The organism is Pedobacter sp. (genome assembly GCF_035317785.1).
Taxonomy (GTDB): domain Bacteria; phylum Bacteroidota; class Bacteroidia; order Sphingobacteriales; family Sphingobacteriaceae; genus Pedobacter.
This window is the reverse complement of the sequence record NZ_DATHGC010000360.1, coordinates 1-15,260: the sequence shown is the minus strand read 5'-3', so window position 1 is coordinate 15,260 and position 15,260 is coordinate 1. Positions and strand designations below refer to the sequence as shown.

Annotated in this window: 18 protein-coding genes; 11 read left to right on the top strand and 7 right to left on the bottom strand. The window is 42.1% G+C overall.

The window, feature by feature from the left end; genetic code table 11:
* Positions 1-1,053: a dTDP-glucose 4,6-dehydratase gene (gene rfbB / locus VK541_RS22465; RefSeq protein ID WP_324372801.1), complete on the top strand. Its 1,053-nt coding sequence runs from the start codon at positions 1-3 to the stop codon at positions 1,051-1,053.
* 3 nt (positions 1,054-1,056) lie between these two features.
* Here the strand turns inward: rfbB and VK541_RS22460 are convergent, their stop codons facing one another.
* Positions 1,057-2,289, bottom strand: a complete 1,233-nt coding sequence (locus VK541_RS22460) for an ABC transporter permease (RefSeq protein ID WP_324372800.1) — start codon at positions 2,287-2,289, stop codon at positions 1,057-1,059.
* Between the two features lie 91 nt (positions 2,290-2,380).
* Complete coding sequence (locus VK541_RS22455; protein WP_324372799.1) at positions 2,381-2,734, bottom strand: iron-sulfur cluster assembly accessory protein; 354 nt, start codon at positions 2,732-2,734, stop codon at positions 2,381-2,383.
* Between the two features lie 123 nt (positions 2,735-2,857).
* Here VK541_RS22455 and VK541_RS22450 point away from each other — a divergent pair, with 123 nt between their 5' ends.
* The 3 genes from VK541_RS22450 to dnaA all read left to right on the top strand — a co-directional run bounded on the left by VK541_RS22450 (position 2,858) and on the right by dnaA (position 6,564).
* Entirely contained in the window at positions 2,858-3,388 is a 531-nt protein-coding gene (locus VK541_RS22450; RefSeq protein ID WP_324372797.1) for a hypothetical protein, read from the top strand.
* Positions 3,389-3,391: 3 nt separating this feature from the next.
* Complete coding sequence (locus tag VK541_RS22445) at positions 3,392-4,939, top strand: acyl-CoA mutase large subunit family protein (protein ID WP_324372796.1); 1,548 nt, start codon at positions 3,392-3,394, stop codon at positions 4,937-4,939.
* 194 nt (positions 4,940-5,133) lie between these two features.
* Positions 5,134-6,564 carry a chromosomal replication initiator protein DnaA gene (gene dnaA / locus VK541_RS22440; RefSeq protein ID WP_285059895.1) on the top strand — a complete coding sequence of 477 codons (1,431 nt, stop codon included), beginning with the start codon at positions 5,134-5,136 and terminating at the stop codon, positions 6,562-6,564.
* 66 nt (positions 6,565-6,630) lie between these two features.
* Here the strand turns inward: dnaA and VK541_RS22435 are convergent, their stop codons facing one another.
* Genes VK541_RS22435 through VK541_RS22415 form a run of 5 tightly spaced genes read right to left on the bottom strand, consistent with a single transcriptional unit; the run spans position 6,631 to position 9,392 of the window.
* The gene (locus tag VK541_RS22435) at positions 6,631-7,182 is read right to left on the bottom strand and encodes an NUDIX hydrolase (RefSeq protein ID WP_324372794.1); all 552 of its coding nucleotides are present in this window, start codon (positions 7,180-7,182) and stop codon (positions 6,631-6,633) included.
* Between the two features lie 2 nt (positions 7,183-7,184).
* Positions 7,185-7,583 carry a hypothetical protein gene (locus tag VK541_RS22430; protein WP_324372793.1) on the bottom strand — a complete coding sequence of 133 codons (399 nt, stop codon included), beginning with the start codon at positions 7,581-7,583 and terminating at the stop codon, positions 7,185-7,187.
* A 4-nt stretch (positions 7,584-7,587) separates the two neighbouring features.
* A complete protein-coding gene (locus tag VK541_RS22425) occupies positions 7,588-8,355 on the bottom strand; it encodes a TPM domain-containing protein (protein WP_324372792.1) in 768 nt (255 codons plus the stop codon).
* Positions 8,352-8,801 (bottom strand): TPM domain-containing protein, encoded by a 450-nt coding sequence (locus VK541_RS22420; RefSeq protein ID WP_324372791.1) that lies wholly within the window; start codon positions 8,799-8,801, stop codon positions 8,352-8,354. The genes VK541_RS22425 and VK541_RS22420 overlap by 4 nt, the downstream gene beginning before the upstream one ends.
* A 9-nt stretch (positions 8,802-8,810) precedes the next feature.
* Positions 8,811-9,392, bottom strand: a complete 582-nt coding sequence (locus VK541_RS22415; RefSeq protein WP_324372789.1) for a LemA family protein — start codon at positions 9,390-9,392, stop codon at positions 8,811-8,813.
* 188 nt (positions 9,393-9,580) lie between these two features.
* Here VK541_RS22415 and VK541_RS22410 point away from each other — a divergent pair, with 188 nt between their 5' ends.
* The 7 genes from VK541_RS22410 (at position 9,581) to VK541_RS22380 (ending at position 15,039) form a co-directional block, all read left to right on the top strand.
* Positions 9,581-11,122, top strand: coding sequence for an NAD(P)/FAD-dependent oxidoreductase (locus tag VK541_RS22410; RefSeq protein WP_324372788.1), 1,542 nt, complete (start codon positions 9,581-9,583; stop codon positions 11,120-11,122).
* Positions 11,123-11,152: 30 nt separating this feature from the next.
* Positions 11,153-11,608: a DinB family protein gene (locus tag VK541_RS22405; RefSeq protein WP_324372786.1), complete on the top strand. Its 456-nt coding sequence runs from the start codon at positions 11,153-11,155 to the stop codon at positions 11,606-11,608.
* 3 nt (positions 11,609-11,611) lie between these two features.
* Positions 11,612-11,971: a CoA-binding protein gene (locus VK541_RS22400; RefSeq protein WP_324372785.1), complete on the top strand. Its 360-nt coding sequence runs from the start codon at positions 11,612-11,614 to the stop codon at positions 11,969-11,971.
* A 913-nt stretch (positions 11,972-12,884) separates the two neighbouring features.
* Positions 12,885-13,829 carry an IS1595 family transposase gene (locus tag VK541_RS22395; protein WP_324372784.1) on the top strand — a complete coding sequence of 315 codons (945 nt, stop codon included), beginning with the start codon at positions 12,885-12,887 and terminating at the stop codon, positions 13,827-13,829.
* A 76-nt stretch (positions 13,830-13,905) separates the two neighbouring features.
* On the top strand, positions 13,906-14,091 hold the full coding sequence (locus VK541_RS22390; RefSeq protein ID WP_324372783.1) for a hypothetical protein: 186 nt from the start codon (positions 13,906-13,908) through the stop codon (positions 14,089-14,091).
* Positions 14,092-14,561: 470 nt separating this feature from the next.
* Entirely contained in the window at positions 14,562-14,816 is a 255-nt protein-coding gene (locus VK541_RS22385) for a hypothetical protein (RefSeq protein WP_324372782.1), read from the top strand.
* Between the two features lie 70 nt (positions 14,817-14,886).
* Positions 14,887-15,039, top strand: coding sequence for a hypothetical protein (locus VK541_RS22380; RefSeq protein WP_324372781.1), 153 nt, complete (start codon positions 14,887-14,889; stop codon positions 15,037-15,039).
* The last annotated feature ends 221 nt before the right edge of the window (positions 15,040-15,260 follow it).

Sequence of the window (15,260 nt, the reverse complement as noted above, 5' to 3'; positions counted from 1 at the left end):
ATGAAAAAAATACTAATAACAGGGGGTGCAGGGTTTATAGGTTCTCACGTTGTGAGAAGATTTGTAAATAAGTATCCCGATTACCAGATTGTAAACCTGGATAAGCTGACCTATGCGGGGAATTTAGCAAACCTGACAGACATAGAAGATAAACCGAATTACAGTTTTGTCAAAGCGGACATAACTGATGCGGTTGAAATAAATGAGCTGTTCCAGAAGGAAAAATTTGATGCGATCATTCATTTGGCGGCAGAATCCCATGTTGACCGTTCCATAACTGACCCCAGTGCATTTGTGATGACCAATGTGATCGGGACAGTGAACCTGTTAAATGCAGCCAAAGAGTATTGGAAAGGAGACTATGCAAACAAACGTTTTTATCATGTTTCCACAGATGAGGTATACGGGGCATTGGGAGAAACAGGAATGTTTACTGAAACTACTGCCTATGACCCGCATAGTCCGTATTCGGCATCGAAAGCTTCCTCGGATCACTTTGTAAGGGCATACCACGACACCTATGGACTGGATGTGGTGATCTCCAACTGCTCGAACAATTACGGATCACATCATTTTCCTGAAAAGCTGATTCCTCTTGCGATCAATAACATTAAAAATAACCAGCCTGTACCTGTATACGGAAAAGGGGAGAATATAAGGGACTGGCTATGGGTAGAAGATCATGCAAGGGCGATAGATGTTATTTTTCATCAGGCGAAAACAGGACAGACCTATAATATAGGCGGACACAATGAATGGAAAAATATTGACCTGATCCATTTACTGTGCAGGATCATGGATGAAAAATTGGACAGAACACCGGGGGACTCGGCAAAACTGATCACCTTTGTAACCGACAGGGCGGGACATGACCTTCGTTATGCGATCGATTCGACCAAACTGCAAAAAGAACTGGACTGGGTGCCAAGCCTTCAGTTTGAAGAAGGTCTGGCCAAAACAGTGGAATGGTACCTGGAAAATGAAGAATGGCTGGGTAATGTGACCTCAGGAAATTACCAGGCTTATTATGATGCCCAATATCATGGGCGATAAAAACTATTCATATCTTAATGCTTCTACCGGGTCAAGTTTAGACGCTTTTTTTGCGGGGTAATATCCTGAGCCGATTCCTACAAGCACACAAAGCGCAAAACCGCCCATGATCCACTCCCAGGGAATGAGGAAGGATCCGCCCATTGAAAAGGAAATCAGGTTTCCTATAGCGATACCTAAAAATATACCAAATGCACCACCCATAAGACAGATCATTACCGCCTCAATTAGAAATTGCTTTCGGATCACCGAAGGATTGGCCCCGATTGCTTTTCGTATACCTATTTCCCTGGTTCTTTCAGTTACCGATACCAGCATGATGTTCATCAGGCCAATAGAAGCACCGATCAGCGTGATCGCACCAATGGCTATGCCACCCAATACGATATAACTTAATTGCTCAAACAAGGTCTGCGCAACCGCATCACTTTTGGTGATCTCAAAATTATTAGGTTCAGCGATCTTCACTTTTCTGATATTTCTAAATTCAGCGGTCGCTTCTCCTATCACATTATCCATTTGTTCGTTATTTGGAACTGCAACGGTTATAGTATATGATGGATTGGAGTTGGAATTGATCAGTTTGGCTTTTAACAGGGGAACAAACACAGTTCTGTCTCCGCTAAAGCCCATACTCTGGCCTTTGGTAACCAGTACACCAACAATTTTTAACCTGCTGTTGCCTACATTGATGACCTTATCGAGCGGATCTTCGTTTTTGAACAGCTTTTCTTTGATTTCGCTTCCTATGATACATAGATTGTTTCCTGAAAATGCTTCTTTCTGGCTAAAATTTCTCCCCAAAGCCAAATCAAGACCCTGAGAATTTAAACCGTTTTCATCAATACCCTGAATGTTAATGTTTGGGTTTGTTTTTTCAATTCCGTATTTGGCGGTTGATCCCCCACTGGCGAATACACTTATTGCTACATTTGCCGGGGCGTTCAGCCTTTCTTTAAAACTGGTGGCATCTTCATATTTAATAGACCGAAATGGTTTTGGTCTTTTTCCTCCACCGCCGATTCTGATCCCTGTTCCCCTGTTTCTTATTGTAAAAGAATTGGCACCCATACTCGAAAACGCTTCGGTCATGCTGGTTTTCACTGCATCCAGCGTGGTTAAAATACCCACTAACGCCGATAAGCCAATAGCAATGATCAATGCCGTAAGCAAAGTACGCAGCCGGTTACTTTTTATAGATTGAATTGCTAGTCTTACGTTTTCGGTGTAGGTCATTCTGCAGAAATAAAATTCTTTAAGGGATAAAATTAAAAAGTCCCGCTGTTAAGACAACGAGACCACCTATAATGTTACAATCAAATTCTGTCTAAACAGAAAAGCTTGTCCCGCAACCGCAAGTGCTGTTAGCATTCGGGTTGCTGAAGGTAAAACCTCTTGAATTTAGCCCATCCTGCCAGTCTACCTGCATGCCCAGCAGGTACATCTGGTGTGCCTTGTGCATGAAAACTTTAATGCCGTCAATTATGAATTCCTGATCCCCGTCTTTTTTTTGATCAAAACCAAGTACATAGGTCATCCCGGAGCATCCTCCTCCTTCAACTCCGACACGTAATCCGAAATTCTCAGAAATCTCCTGCTGGTCCTTCAATTTAAAAAGCTCTTTAACTGCTCCTTCTGTAAAGGTAACCGGCGCAAATGCTGTATCCACTGTAGTACTCATATTATTTAATATTATGTTCCGTATCGTAGCCTGTTAAAAATTGTTTTATCATGTAAAGATAAATAAAATGCAGACTTTTGCTGGGATAAAAGACTAATTATTACCGTATTCAAACAAAGCTGAATGGACATAAATAAACTGATAATGGATATTGCCGGACTTGCCGGCGGCGGCGTGATCGTTGTGACAGCCGGGTATTACCTGGTCAGACCCGATATACAAAGATACCTTAGGTTGAAATTGGCAGAGGTTAAAAAGGAAGAACGTCCTCAATTGCTGATGTTAAGGTTACAGGCACATGAGAGATTAATTCTTTTCATAGAGCGGATTAATCCAACCAATTTATTTATAAGATTGCACCACCAGGGTATTTCATTAGCCGATATGCAATCTGTACTGCTCAACGAGATCAGGTCCGAATACCAGCACAATGTAGCTCAGCAGTTGTATGTTAGTCCGCTGATATGGAATATCGTGAGTAAGCTGAAAGAAGATACCCTGGCTATGATCAACAACGCAGTGAGAAACCTTCCTGCTGACGCGGAAGGCGTGGACCTGAGTAAAAAAGTTTTACAGCACATGGCAGCTTCAGCCGAAAATCCTTATGATCTGACTCTGGCGCTCATAAAAAAAGATATTCAAGAACTGTTTTAAGTCATGGAAGAAAAAAAGATTGTGACAAGCTCCGGTATAGAGATCAAAGAAATTTATTCTTCTGCGCCACCATTAGCGGAGGCCCCCGGTGAGTTTCCATTCACCAGGGGTATTCAAAAGGACATGTACAGGGGCAGGTTGTGGACGATGCGGCAGTATGCTGGATTTTCAACAGCAGAAGAATCGAACAAGCGGTATCACTACCTGTTGGCGCAGGGAACAATGGGGCTTTCAGTCGCTTTTGATTTGCCTACTCAAATCGGATATGACTCTGATCATGAGATGGCGGAAGGCGAAGTGGGAAAAGTAGGTGTTGCAATTGATTCGCTTAAAGATATGGAAATGCTTTTTGACGGGATTGAACTCCAGAAGATCACAACATCAATGACCATCAATGCTACCGCGTCTATTTTATTGGCAATGTATATCGCACTGGCCAAAAAGCAGGGGGCTGACATCAGGCAGATCTCCGGCACCATACAAAACGACATATTGAAGGAATACGCAGCCAGGGGTACCTATATTTATCCGCCAAAGCCTTCAATGAGGATCATCACGGATATTTTTGAATATTGCAGCAGGGAGGTGCCCAGGTGGAACACCATTTCTATTTCCGGATACCACATTAGAGAAGCAGGGTCAACCGCGGTACAGGAGCTTGCATTTACACTTGCAAATGGAAAAGCATATTTAACGGCAGCTCTTGAAAAAGGTTTGGATATTAATGTTTTCGCCAGGCGGCTGTCCTTCTTTTTTAACTGCCACAACAATTTCTTTGAAGAGATAGCCAAATTCAGGGCCGCCCGGAGAATGTGGGCCAAAATAACCAGGGGACTGGGAGCTACGGATGAAAAAGCACAGATGCTAAGGTTCCATACACAGACCGGTGGTTCCACGCTCACTGCACAGCAGCCGCTTAATAACGTAATCAGGGTAACCAATCAGGCAATGGCAGCGGTATTGGGGGGGACGCAGTCACTCCATACCAACGGGTATGATGAAGCTTTGTCCCTGCCTACGGAAGCAGCAGCAAAAATCGCCTTGAGGACCCAGCAGGTGATTGCATATGAAAGCGGGGTAACTGAAACAGTAGATCCTTTGGCAGGCTCTTTTTTTGTGGAAACGCTGACTGATGAGATAGAAGCTGCCGCACAGTTGTATATGGACAAAATTGATGCAATGGGCGGGTCAGTCAATGCCATTGAACAAGGCTACATACAAAATGAAATAGCTGATGCCGCCTATCGCCATCAGCTGGAAGTAGAAGAAGGCAGCAGGGTCATAGTTGGTGTTAATAAGTTTACCCAGAAGACGGAGGCCATCAATGATGGTTTCGTTATTGATGAATCAATCCGTACAGTACAGACCATAAAGCTGGATACGCTTAAAGCTGAGCGAAACAATGAAGCAGTGTCGTTTGCATTGGCCGACCTTAAAGAAGCTGCGAAAGGAACAGCCAATCTGATGCCTTTTATACTCGTGGCAGTAGAGGCTTATGCAACCCTTGGAGAAGTAGCGGATGTAATGCGTAGCGTTTTCGGAGAATATTAAAAAGTATGTTAAGAAATAGTTATCAACACAAAAAATTCAGGTTAAGTGGGGTATGCGACTGCTGTCTAAGCACTTACCAAATAAATGAAAATTAAGTTTTTTTTGTTGATAATTTTTTGAATATTCGATCTCTCGAAACAGCATTTTTTTTATGCTCGTATCGTCACTGTAAACCAACAAATTATAGAATAACTATGGAAAAAACTTGTACAGAAGTATGGAAAAACTGTCTCCAAATCATAAAGGATAACATTCCGACCCAAAGTTTCAAAACTTGGTTCGAACCTATATCCGCGCTAAAATTGGAAGGCAAAGTTTTGACCATACAGGTACCAAGCTTATTCTTCTATGAATGGTTGGAAGAACACTATGTTGGCCTGCTGCGCAAGACAGTAAAAAAGCAATTGGGAGATGAAGGAAGACTGGAGTACAACATTGTTGTGGATAAATCTTCCAACACAGGTTCTCCTTATACGACCAATATGCCGAGTAATGGAAATGGGGCAGAGGCCAAGATACAATCTATGCCAATTCCTGTTTCAATAAACAAGGACATTAAGAACCCGTTCATCATCCCGGGATTAAAAAAGCTTAACGTAGACCCTCAGTTAAATTCAAACTATACCTTTGAAAATTACATAGAAGGAGATTGCAACCGCCTGGCACGTTCAGCAGGTTACGCGGTAGCCGCAAAGCCCGGAGGTACTTCCTTCAATCCTTTGATGATCTACGGTGGGGTAGGATTAGGCAAAACCCACCTGGCCCAGGCAATTGGTAATGAGATTAAACGCAATATGCCTGATAAGCTGGTGATCTATGTGTCCTGCGAAAAATTTTGTCAGCAATTCGTAGATTCATTGAAGAACAACACGATAAACGATTTCGTTAACTTCTACCAGGCAATGGATGTGATCATCATGGATGATGTGCACAATTTTGCCGGTAAGGAGAAAACACAGGACATTTTCTTTCATATTTTCAACCACCTGCACCAGTCAGGTAAACAGGTCATCCTTTCGTCTGATAAAGCGCCGAAAGACCTTGCAGGATTAGAAGAAAGGTTATTGAGCCGTTTCAAATGGGGGCTGTCTGCAGATCTTCAAATTCCTGATCTGGAAACCAGGATCGCTATCCTGAAAAAGAAAATGTATGCCGATGGCATAGAACTTCCTGCCGAGGTGATAGAATACGTAGCGCATAATATTGATAACAATGTACGGGAGCTTGAAGGAGCAATGGTGTCTCTGCTGGCTCAATCCACACTCAACAAGAAAGACATTGACCTGGCCCTGGCCAAGCAGATGCTAAAGAACTTTATCAAGAACACGTCCAAGGAGATCTCTATGGAATATATCCAGAAACTGGTGTGTGAGTATTTTGAAGTTCCTGTGGACATGGTGAAGTCCCAGACACGCAAACGCGAAATTGTTCAGGCACGGCAGATATCGATGTATCTTTCAAAAAGCCACACCAAATCTTCATTGAAAACAATTGGGGCCTTCTTTGGAGGGAGAGATCACTCTACGGTGATCTACGCGTGCCAGACAGTCGAAGACCTGATTGATACAGACAAAAAATTTAAAGGTTACGTACACGATATACAGAAGAAATTAAAGATGAGCTAGTGCTCACAGTTAGCAATAAAAAAGCCGCTGGTTAAATCAGCGGCTTTTTTATTGCTGTCATTTTTTTTATACAAGTGCCCCGAGCTCCATTAATCCATAAAACAGAGCGGCGGCATGCAGTGCCTGGGCAATTTTATTGTCTTTCAAAAGCTGCTTTACCTCTTCTACCGTGTACTCTTCAACATTAAGGATCTCATGTTCATCCAAATGCTGCTGATGAGTTTTTATCCCTCCTGTAAGTAAATAGGTATAAGTCAAATTGTTTGCGGTAGCTGGATTGGGATAGGTCGTGGCGATCAATTTCGCATCCGTAAAAGAATAGCCGGTTTCTTCAAGCAACTCTCTTTTTATAGCCGACTCAGGGGCTTCATCCCCATCTATTACGCCACCCGGAACCTCAAGGGAAATGATATCACCGCCATGACGGTATTGCCTCACCAGAATAATTTTATTTTCGGCGGTCAGTGCCACAGCGTTTACCCAATTCGGATATTCCAATACGTAATAATCATCTTTTATTGTTCCGTTCAGCAAATCGCAGGTATCCACCCGTAAAGTCGCCCATTTTTCTCTCACCAAATATTTGGATGAAAGTTTTTTCCATTTTAGAATCTCCATTTTTAGGTATTAAGATATTGAAGGACGTTTTTTTGACGGTCCAGATTGGTCATGTTAACAATGTGATATTTGCTTTCCAGTACCTGGTAAATCACGAGTAGCTTTTCAGCAAAGGCTTGTTTTCGGATATCGTCGGCCGGTGTCCTGAACTGCTCATAAATAAATTGGCCAAGCATCTCCAGCTTTTCAGCTGTGTAAGTATGTCGAAGAAGGGCAGTTTTAAATGCTTCAGTGTCATTGGAAAAGAAATCTTCCGGAGACATTTCGAAATCTTTTTGAAGAGATTCCGCAAACAGGTCTTCCGCTTCGATAGTTTTTCCTTCAAGCTTCAGTCCCATGATTCGTGCCAGCACCTGGGTCAGTTTCTGTATTTCAGCTAAGATCAGGTCTCGTCTGTACATATCTTTACCAGCTTCCGCTGCTGCCGCCGCCGCCGAAGCTGCCTCCGCCAAAACCACCAAAACCACCGCCGCTGCTGGAGCCGCCTCCTCCCCAGCCGCCTCCGGAACTTCTTCCTCCGCCAAGCAACATGCTCCAGAACAGTGCGTCAGCAACACCGCGGCCACCAATTACCTGGCTGCCACCGCCGCCTCTGCCACCCTTTTTAGCAATGATGATGATCACAACAATAATGACGAGAATTATGAATATTGAGGGAATACCACCGCCTCCTTTGGTTTTGGGCTTGTCATTTTTGTATTCTCCTTTGGTATATTTAATGATGGCATCAGTTCCTGATTCCAGGCCGGCATAATAATCGCCGGACTTGAAATACGGCTTGATGTCATTTTCAATAATACGTTTGGCATAAATGTCCGGTAAAACACCTTCCAGGCCGTAACCAGTCTGAATAGAGATCTTTCTGTCGCCAAGCGCTACCAGAATCATAATACCGTTATTCTTGCCTGCGTTTCCCACACCCCACTTTCTGCCCAGTTCCAGCGCGTATTCATTAATATCGTAATCGCCAACAGATTTTACGATGGCTACGACAATTTGGGTAGAAGTGGAATCGTCAAAAGCAACTAATTTTTGCTCCAGTTGCTGAATCTGGGCCGATGATAATGTCCCGGTATAGTCATTGACCAGTTTGTTGGGCTTTGCCGGAAAATCCTGGGCGAAGCTCAACAAAGACACAAAACTTAAAAACAGGGCTATTATTAATTTTTTCATGCCTTGCTACTTTTGTTTTGATCCATAAAAATAATGTCATTCGGCAGCTCATTGACGTCGTCATTTTGCGAAGGGAAAAAGAGTGCTAATTTTTCTCCCGCCAGGACGATACCTGCTATCATTCCCTGGGCCAGATTACCTGCCGCAAAATGTGCCTGCATGGCAACCTTGGTTGTTTCCCAAAAATCGGGAGGGACTACTTTATTGATGCCCCGGTCTCCTATTATGGCAAATTTATGGTCGGCATGAGCCATATAGATCAATACGCCATTATGCCGGGATGTTTTATCCATCCCCAGTTTTGCAAAGTAGCCGGTTGCCCTTTCAAATGCATCGCCTTCACAATGTTCCTCTAATGCAATTCTGATTTCTCCTGAAGTCGCCTTTTCCGCATTTGATATGGCATTTGAAATCTCTTCCTGTTCTTGTTCCGTGAATAATCCCATGAAATCGTATTAAAATTCTACTTTAGGTGCGTTTTGGGCGCCTGCATCCGCTTTAAATGCAGCTTTCTGACTAAAGCCAAATATACCGGCGGTAAGATTGTTGGGGAATGACCTCACTTTGACATTGTAAGTCTGGACAGATTCGTTAAAATCCTTCCTCGCTACAGTGATGCGGTTTTCAGTACCTTCTAGCTGGGCTGAAAGTTCGCTGAACTGCTGGGTAGCCTTAAGTTCCGGGTAATTTTCAGTGAGCACCATTAGTTTTCCTAAGGCCTGGCTAAGCTGACCCTGGGCTGCCTGATATTTTTGCATGTTTTCCTCGGTCAGTTTGTCCGGATCAATGGTGATCTGGCTTGCTTTGGATCTGGCCTCGATAACCTGGGTCAAGGTTCCCTGCTCAAACTTCGCAGCACCTTTAACGGTACTTACCAGATTAGGAATGAGATCAGAACGGCGCTGATATTGTGTTTCTACCTGTGCCCATTTTGTTTTTACATCTTCATCAAGTTTAACAAGCCCATTGTAGCCACAACCGCTAATGGCCAGGATCAAAACTAAAATCGCTACTATTGCTAATACTACTTTTTTCATGTTGTTTTTATTTGTTGTTTTAATTGTCATGAAGCTTGCTCCGCAGGTTTCATGTTGTTTTTATTTGTTGTTTTAATTGTCCCAAATGTAATTCTCAATGAGGGGATTTGCTTTGCATTGGTTAATTTACACATTAGAACTCAACTTTCGTACCTTTGTTACAGTTCGGGATAAAAACCTGACAGTTTATGCAAAAAGACATAGAGATCACACTCGCTCCGGAAGAATTAGGACAAGATGACGCCATCAGAAAAGCCTTGTCAATAGCTTTAAAAACAGATCAATCTGCCATTAATGGGTATCAGGTGCTCAAAAGGTCGATTGATGCACGCTCCCGAAAAGTAATCTACAGACTGCAGGTAAAGGTGTTTATCAATGAGGCTTTTATGGCAGAACATTTCAGGGTCAGCTATCAAAATGTCAGTAATGCAAAACATGTGCTGATTATTGGAGCCGGTCCTGCCGGTCTATTTGCTGCACTCCAATGCATTGAAAATGGATTAAAACCCATAGTACTGGAACGGGGGAAAGATGTAAAACAGCGCAGAAGAGATTTGGCAGCAATAAATAAAGAAGGAATAGTAAATACAGAATCTAATTATTGTTATGGTGAGGGTGGCGCGGGTACTTATTCTGATGGTAAGCTGTATACCCGGTCTAACAAGCGCGGAGACATCAATAAAGTACTTCAAACCTTTGTGCAGCATGGCGCGACAGAAGACATTCTTATAGATGCGCGTCCCCATATTGGAACAAACAAGCTTCCGCATATCATTACTGCCATCAGAGAAACAATTGAGAATGCCGGCGGAGAAGTGCATTTCGGGCGAAAGGTAACAGACATTCTGGTCGAATTTGGCAAGATAAAGGGCGTGATTACTGATCATCAGGAAAAGCTGCCTGCCGAAGCGATTATATTGGCTACCGGCCATTCCGCCCGGGATATTTACGAGTTGCTGCATAGAAAAAACATCCTGGTCGAAGCCAAGCCATTTGCTTTGGGGGTCAGGATTGAACACCCGCAAGCTATTATTGATGCCGCTCAGTACCACTGCGACACCAGAAGTGAGTTTTTGCCGCCTGCTTATTATAGTTTAGTAGAGCAGGTCGGGTCCAGGGGAGTCTTTTCGTTTTGTATGTGCCCGGGAGGGATAATAGCACCATGCGCTACTCATGAGCATGAAATTGTAGTAAATGGCTGGTCGCCTTCTAAAAGAAATAACCCTTATGCCAATTCAGGAACTGTAGTGCAAATCACGCTTGATGATGTGAAGGGCGATGATCCTTTGCGCATGATGCATTTTCAAGCCGAAATAGAGCGGACTGCTTTTAAACTTGGCGGTGGTGATCTTGTAGCACCAGCCCAGCGGATGGTGGACTTTGTTGAAGGCAGAGTATCCCCTGATCTTCCAAAAAATTCCTATTTACCCGGCACCAGAAGTGTGATGTTAAAAGATACCTTGCCGGATTTTGTAGCATCCAGCTTAAAAAACGCGTTACCTTTGTTTGGAAAAAAGATGAAAGGTTATTTTACCAATGAAGCGATATTGGTCGGTGTAGAAAGCAGGAGTTCGTCCCCTGTGCGGATACCAAGGGACCGGGAAACTCTTCAGCACCCTCAGGTGGCGGGATTATTTCCATGTGCAGAGGGTGCAGGCTATGCCGGCGGAATCGTATCTGCAGCTATAGACGGTGTCAATTGTGCCAATGCGGTAATGAAGTATTATTAAACAGATTTAGTGATCGTTTGTTAGTTAGTTATGATTGATTTTGCAAGTGAATTGAGGAAGGCCTACAGTGGTGATGCCTGGCATGGTAATAATGTGTCGGCGATAATTTCGTCGGTAAAAGACAGGCAGGTTTTTAAAAGGCCTATCCCCAATGCACATACCATAGCGGAATTGGTGCTTCACCTGACTGCCTGGACTGAAGAAGTGATTTCCAGGTTAATGGATAATATGGCCAAAGAACCTGAAAATGGGGACTGGCCCGAGGTAAATGAAGAAACGCCTGCCTCCTGGGATGTGATCTTGCGTGACTTTCATATTGCCAATGAAAAACTAGTCAACCTGGCCCTGATGATGACTGGTGATCAATGGCTGGAAAATGTTCGTCATATAGAGGGTCCCCGGCTGACTAAATGGGAATTATTGAATGGATTGATTCAGCACCATGCTTATCATGGCGGGCAAATTGCTTTACTGCTTAAATTTTAGATCGTGAAAAAAACATTAATTATTGGTGCAACAACAAATCCTGCAAGATATGCATACATGGCGGCACAAATGCTTACCTCAAAAGGGCATACCATTGTCAATGTCGGTATAAAAAAAGGAACAGTATCCGGTGTGGAAATAGAAGAGCAGGGCGAGATTCACAATGACATTGATACCATTACATTATATATAGGTCCGCATTTGCAAAGTGGTTACTATGATTATATACTGCAAACGAATCCTAAAAGAGTTGTTTTCAATCCAGGCACTGAAAACAGGGAGCTAGAATCTTTGCTGGAGCAGCACGGTATTGAACCGTTAAGGGCCTGCACATTGGTGCTGCTGTCGACCGGCCAATACTAACCCGGATATTTCTAAAATCTTTTTATTGCTGCATGTCTGGGCCTGGCTTCTGTCATGTATCCCGGTATGATACATTCCTGTGATTTTGTTTAATCTCGTATTGGACCGTGGCTTATGGCGTTAAAAATGTGGGGGTCTCTGATGTACTGGGATGTTGTATAAGCAGTGGATAGCTGCAGTGTTCAGAGTGGTGCTGATGTTAGTGAAGGATAATTGAATTGAAAGTGAAACATTAGTCCATGTTTTTCCGGCAAAAGTTGGACTAATGCTGGACTAAAGTTGGACTAATGCTGGACTTTAAGGCCCGGCAGGTACCGGGCACTGTCTTATCTGCCTTACCCTGTTATGGCTATACCTCCGGTCATCGCCGGATGCAGCATACTTATAATATCATAGCCAATAGCAATTGCGTATAGTTATATATATAGTATCAATGGAGTATATTGACAATGGAGTATGTATACTGGCAATTGAGCCTTGGAGAGGCGATAGATTTAAAGCGTGACTGCCCATTCCTGTATGGTTTGCGGTTTGGCCGGGTAGCTGCTGTATTTTTTCTGGCATATATATATTAGTTGGGACATGAATAAACCAAAAAAAGCTAGTGATTATTCACTAGCTTTGCTTTTGAAATCGAGGGTGATGATAGATGAACTAGTGAACCGCTTTCATAACGATTGACGGAGCGGCCGACAGATACAAGTCATAAACCGTGACAAAAAGCAAACGACAAGTTTGCGAAGTAGTCCAACAGATAACAAATTATCATCTTCACTTTTAAACCGATCAGCGCGTAAGAACCTGATCGGTTTTTTTATATAGCAAACTTAGCGTTTATTTTTATTAACAGTAATATAAAATAAATTAGGTAGTTGTCGGGACAAGATGTATATTTGAAATATATTTCAAGGCCATGACAAGCGAATTCAAAAGTGTAATACAATTACTAGATCATTTTAGAGAAGAGCAGACGTGTATAGATTATCTTACCAGTCAGCGGTGGGGCGGTGTTGTTACGTGCCCGCATTGCGGAAGTGCTAAGAAAGCATATGTAACCAACAGGGGTTATAAATGTTCGGATAAGGATTGTCATAAAAAGTTTAGTGTAACTACGGGTACAATCTTCGAGAATACGAAGATCAAACTACGGGTATGGTTTGCGGCTATGTACCTATGTACTGGACACAAAAAGGGCATTTCAAGTTTACAATTATCCAGAGATTTGGGTGTGACGCAAAAAACAGCTTGGTTTATTCTGCATAGGATCAGAACGATGTTGAAGCATAACGCACCAGAGTTGTTAGACGGAGTTGTCGAGGCAGATGAAACTTATGTAGGTGGGAAAGAAAAGAACAGGCATCTAAGTAAGCGGGGATATATGAAAGGTCAGGGCAGCATGGGTAGAGCTGCTAGTGAAGATAAGATGCCTATTGTGGGAATTGTTCAGCGAAAAGGAGAGGTGAGATTAAAATACGTGCCTAACACCAAAAAAGAACATTTGCATCCGTTTGTAGTTGAAAATGCCAAAGTAGGTGCCAAGCTAATGACTGATACCTGGTATGCCTATCAGGACTTAGGGACTAAGTTTACCCATAATACAATTAAGCATGTTGATAAGGTTTATGTAATTGGCGATGTCCATACCAATACAATAGAGAACTTTTGGAGTGTGCTAAAGCGTAGTATTTACGGTACTTATCATGTTATCAGTCGCAAGCATGTTCAGCGTTATTGTGACGAGATCAGCTATAGATTCAACACTAGATTACTAGCAGAGCATACGAGGTTTCATGATGCAGTTAGCAAATGTGGTAATGCTAGAATTAGATATATTGATCTGATTGCGCCTATTGATTAAAAGCGCTTTGTATTTTAAAGTAATTTGCATAATAAGTTATTATTTATAATATTTGTTTGTCAAAACAAATTATATTATGGAAGCCATTCAAAATAAGGTAACTAAAGCAGAGGCTAAAACACTTTTGGAAGTGGAAAAAGTTCTTACGTTAGGTGTTGACAGGAATATTAAGATTGATTTGATCCAAAGCTTATTATTTGAACATAGAACTATCAGAGGACGTATTTTAGGTTCGGTTAATCAGGTCGATAAAGTAAGCTAAATCACTTTCTATATACCGGCATTCAGTTAGTATATCTTCTAGAACAGTAGATGATGAATCGCTGTTTTTTATCTTAGCTATCTTCTTTTTTATTTCAATTTGTTGATTGTAAATGTTCTCTAAAGTTTCCTTAAACGGTTTTAATTCGTTACTGTTCATTATGGCGTAGTATTTAGTTACTTCTAAATTAATAATTTCCGCCCGGACAAAAGATAAATACTTTTCATATTTTTACGCTGATAGTCGAAAGACTTAAGATATTAATGATATAGCGTTTGCTATGTTCTTGTTTTCAGAAACTGGTAATTTCAAAACAACCCAAGAACAGAAGTAGGACGCTCACGCCATGCGTGGGCTCTTGTCTGTTTGGGTTGTAGGTATACCAGTGCCTTGAAAACTAAGCGTGGCTTGAGTCCCACGCTATTTTTTTTAACTGCCCTCAGGGATCAAAGGCATTATTTTAAATAACAATGAAAACTATTGCTACTTTAGTACCTGCCTTAATATTAATAGGCTACGCTGTTGCTGGATGCAAATTACTTAAGATTAAAGGGTATACTGGCGGATGGTATGCATTAATCCTAATTTCAGCAACCCCTTTATTCTGGTTTATTTTTGGTGCTGTAAAGGCCAAGTCTCCGAATCCAATCACTAAGCTATGGAGTAATATAGCCATAGGCATAGGGATATTTACGCTGATGCTAATTGTATGGATGAAGCAATAGCACAATAGTCATCTATTAATAAATTCGTATATTAGCTAATATTTATTTTGTACTTAAACATTTTGGGAGAATGGATAACAGCAAAAAGGAATCTGGGGGGCACAAGGTAGTTCGTCCAGACAAGTATTCGGAGAAGGTTTATGTTCGTGGTTCATTTGATGACATTATAAAGGCCACGTTTAAGAATTCAGACAAGCCTAAGAAGCCGGACACAGATAAGTAGAATAAGAAAAAACAGAAAAATAAGCCCCGATCATGGGGCTTATTTGGTTAATTCCCTGTCCCAACTAATATATAGATGCCTTTTTTCTGGTTGTGTATCAGGGTGTTTAAGGATTTGGTTGGAATAAAAGTGGATTATGGTTTGGGTGTTGGTTATATTTTTCTACTTTTGCAACCCGCTTCGGAGGAAGATTTGGGTTGAGGTTGATACAGGAGGATAGG

Excerpts from the sequence above, each read along its gene's own strand:
- VK541_RS22395 (WP_324372784.1), top strand. The coding sequence starts at position 12,885 with ATGACAAGCGAATTCAAAAGTGTAATACAATTACTAGATCATTTTAGA.
- VK541_RS22445 (WP_324372796.1), top strand. The coding sequence starts at position 3,392 with ATGGAAGAAAAAAAGATTGTGACAAGCTCCGGTATAGAGATCAAAGAA.
- VK541_RS22405 (WP_324372786.1), top strand. The coding sequence starts at position 11,153 with ATGATTGATTTTGCAAGTGAATTGAGGAAGGCCTACAGTGGTGATGCC.
- VK541_RS22380 (WP_324372781.1), top strand. The coding sequence starts at position 14,887 with ATGGATAACAGCAAAAAGGAATCTGGGGGGCACAAGGTAGTTCGTCCA.
- VK541_RS22460 (WP_324372800.1), bottom strand. The coding sequence starts at position 2,289 with ATGACCTACACCGAAAACGTAAGACTAGCAATTCAATCTATAAAAAGT.
- VK541_RS22430 (WP_324372793.1), bottom strand. The coding sequence starts at position 7,583 with ATGTACAGACGAGACCTGATCTTAGCTGAAATACAGAAACTGACCCAG.
- rfbB (WP_324372801.1), top strand. The coding sequence starts at position 1 with ATGAAAAAAATACTAATAACAGGGGGTGCAGGGTTTATAGGTTCTCAC.
- VK541_RS22385 (WP_324372782.1), top strand. The coding sequence starts at position 14,562 with ATGAAAACTATTGCTACTTTAGTACCTGCCTTAATATTAATAGGCTAC.
- VK541_RS22435 (WP_324372794.1), bottom strand. The coding sequence starts at position 7,182 with ATGGAGATTCTAAAATGGAAAAAACTTTCATCCAAATATTTGGTGAGA.
- dnaA (WP_285059895.1), top strand. The coding sequence starts at position 5,134 with ATGGAAAAAACTTGTACAGAAGTATGGAAAAACTGTCTCCAAATCATA.
- VK541_RS22410 (WP_324372788.1), top strand. The coding sequence starts at position 9,581 with ATGCAAAAAGACATAGAGATCACACTCGCTCCGGAAGAATTAGGACAA.
- VK541_RS22420 (WP_324372791.1), bottom strand. The coding sequence starts at position 8,801 with ATGGGATTATTCACGGAACAAGAACAGGAAGAGATTTCAAATGCCATA.
- VK541_RS22455 (WP_324372799.1), bottom strand. The coding sequence starts at position 2,734 with ATGAGTACTACAGTGGATACAGCATTTGCGCCGGTTACCTTTACAGAA.
- VK541_RS22425 (WP_324372792.1), bottom strand. The coding sequence starts at position 8,355 with ATGAAAAAATTAATAATAGCCCTGTTTTTAAGTTTTGTGTCTTTGTTG.
- VK541_RS22415 (WP_324372789.1), bottom strand. The coding sequence starts at position 9,392 with ATGAAAAAAGTAGTATTAGCAATAGTAGCGATTTTAGTTTTGATCCTG.
- VK541_RS22450 (WP_324372797.1), top strand. The coding sequence starts at position 2,858 with ATGGACATAAATAAACTGATAATGGATATTGCCGGACTTGCCGGCGGC.
- VK541_RS22390 (WP_324372783.1), top strand. The coding sequence starts at position 13,906 with ATGGAAGCCATTCAAAATAAGGTAACTAAAGCAGAGGCTAAAACACTT.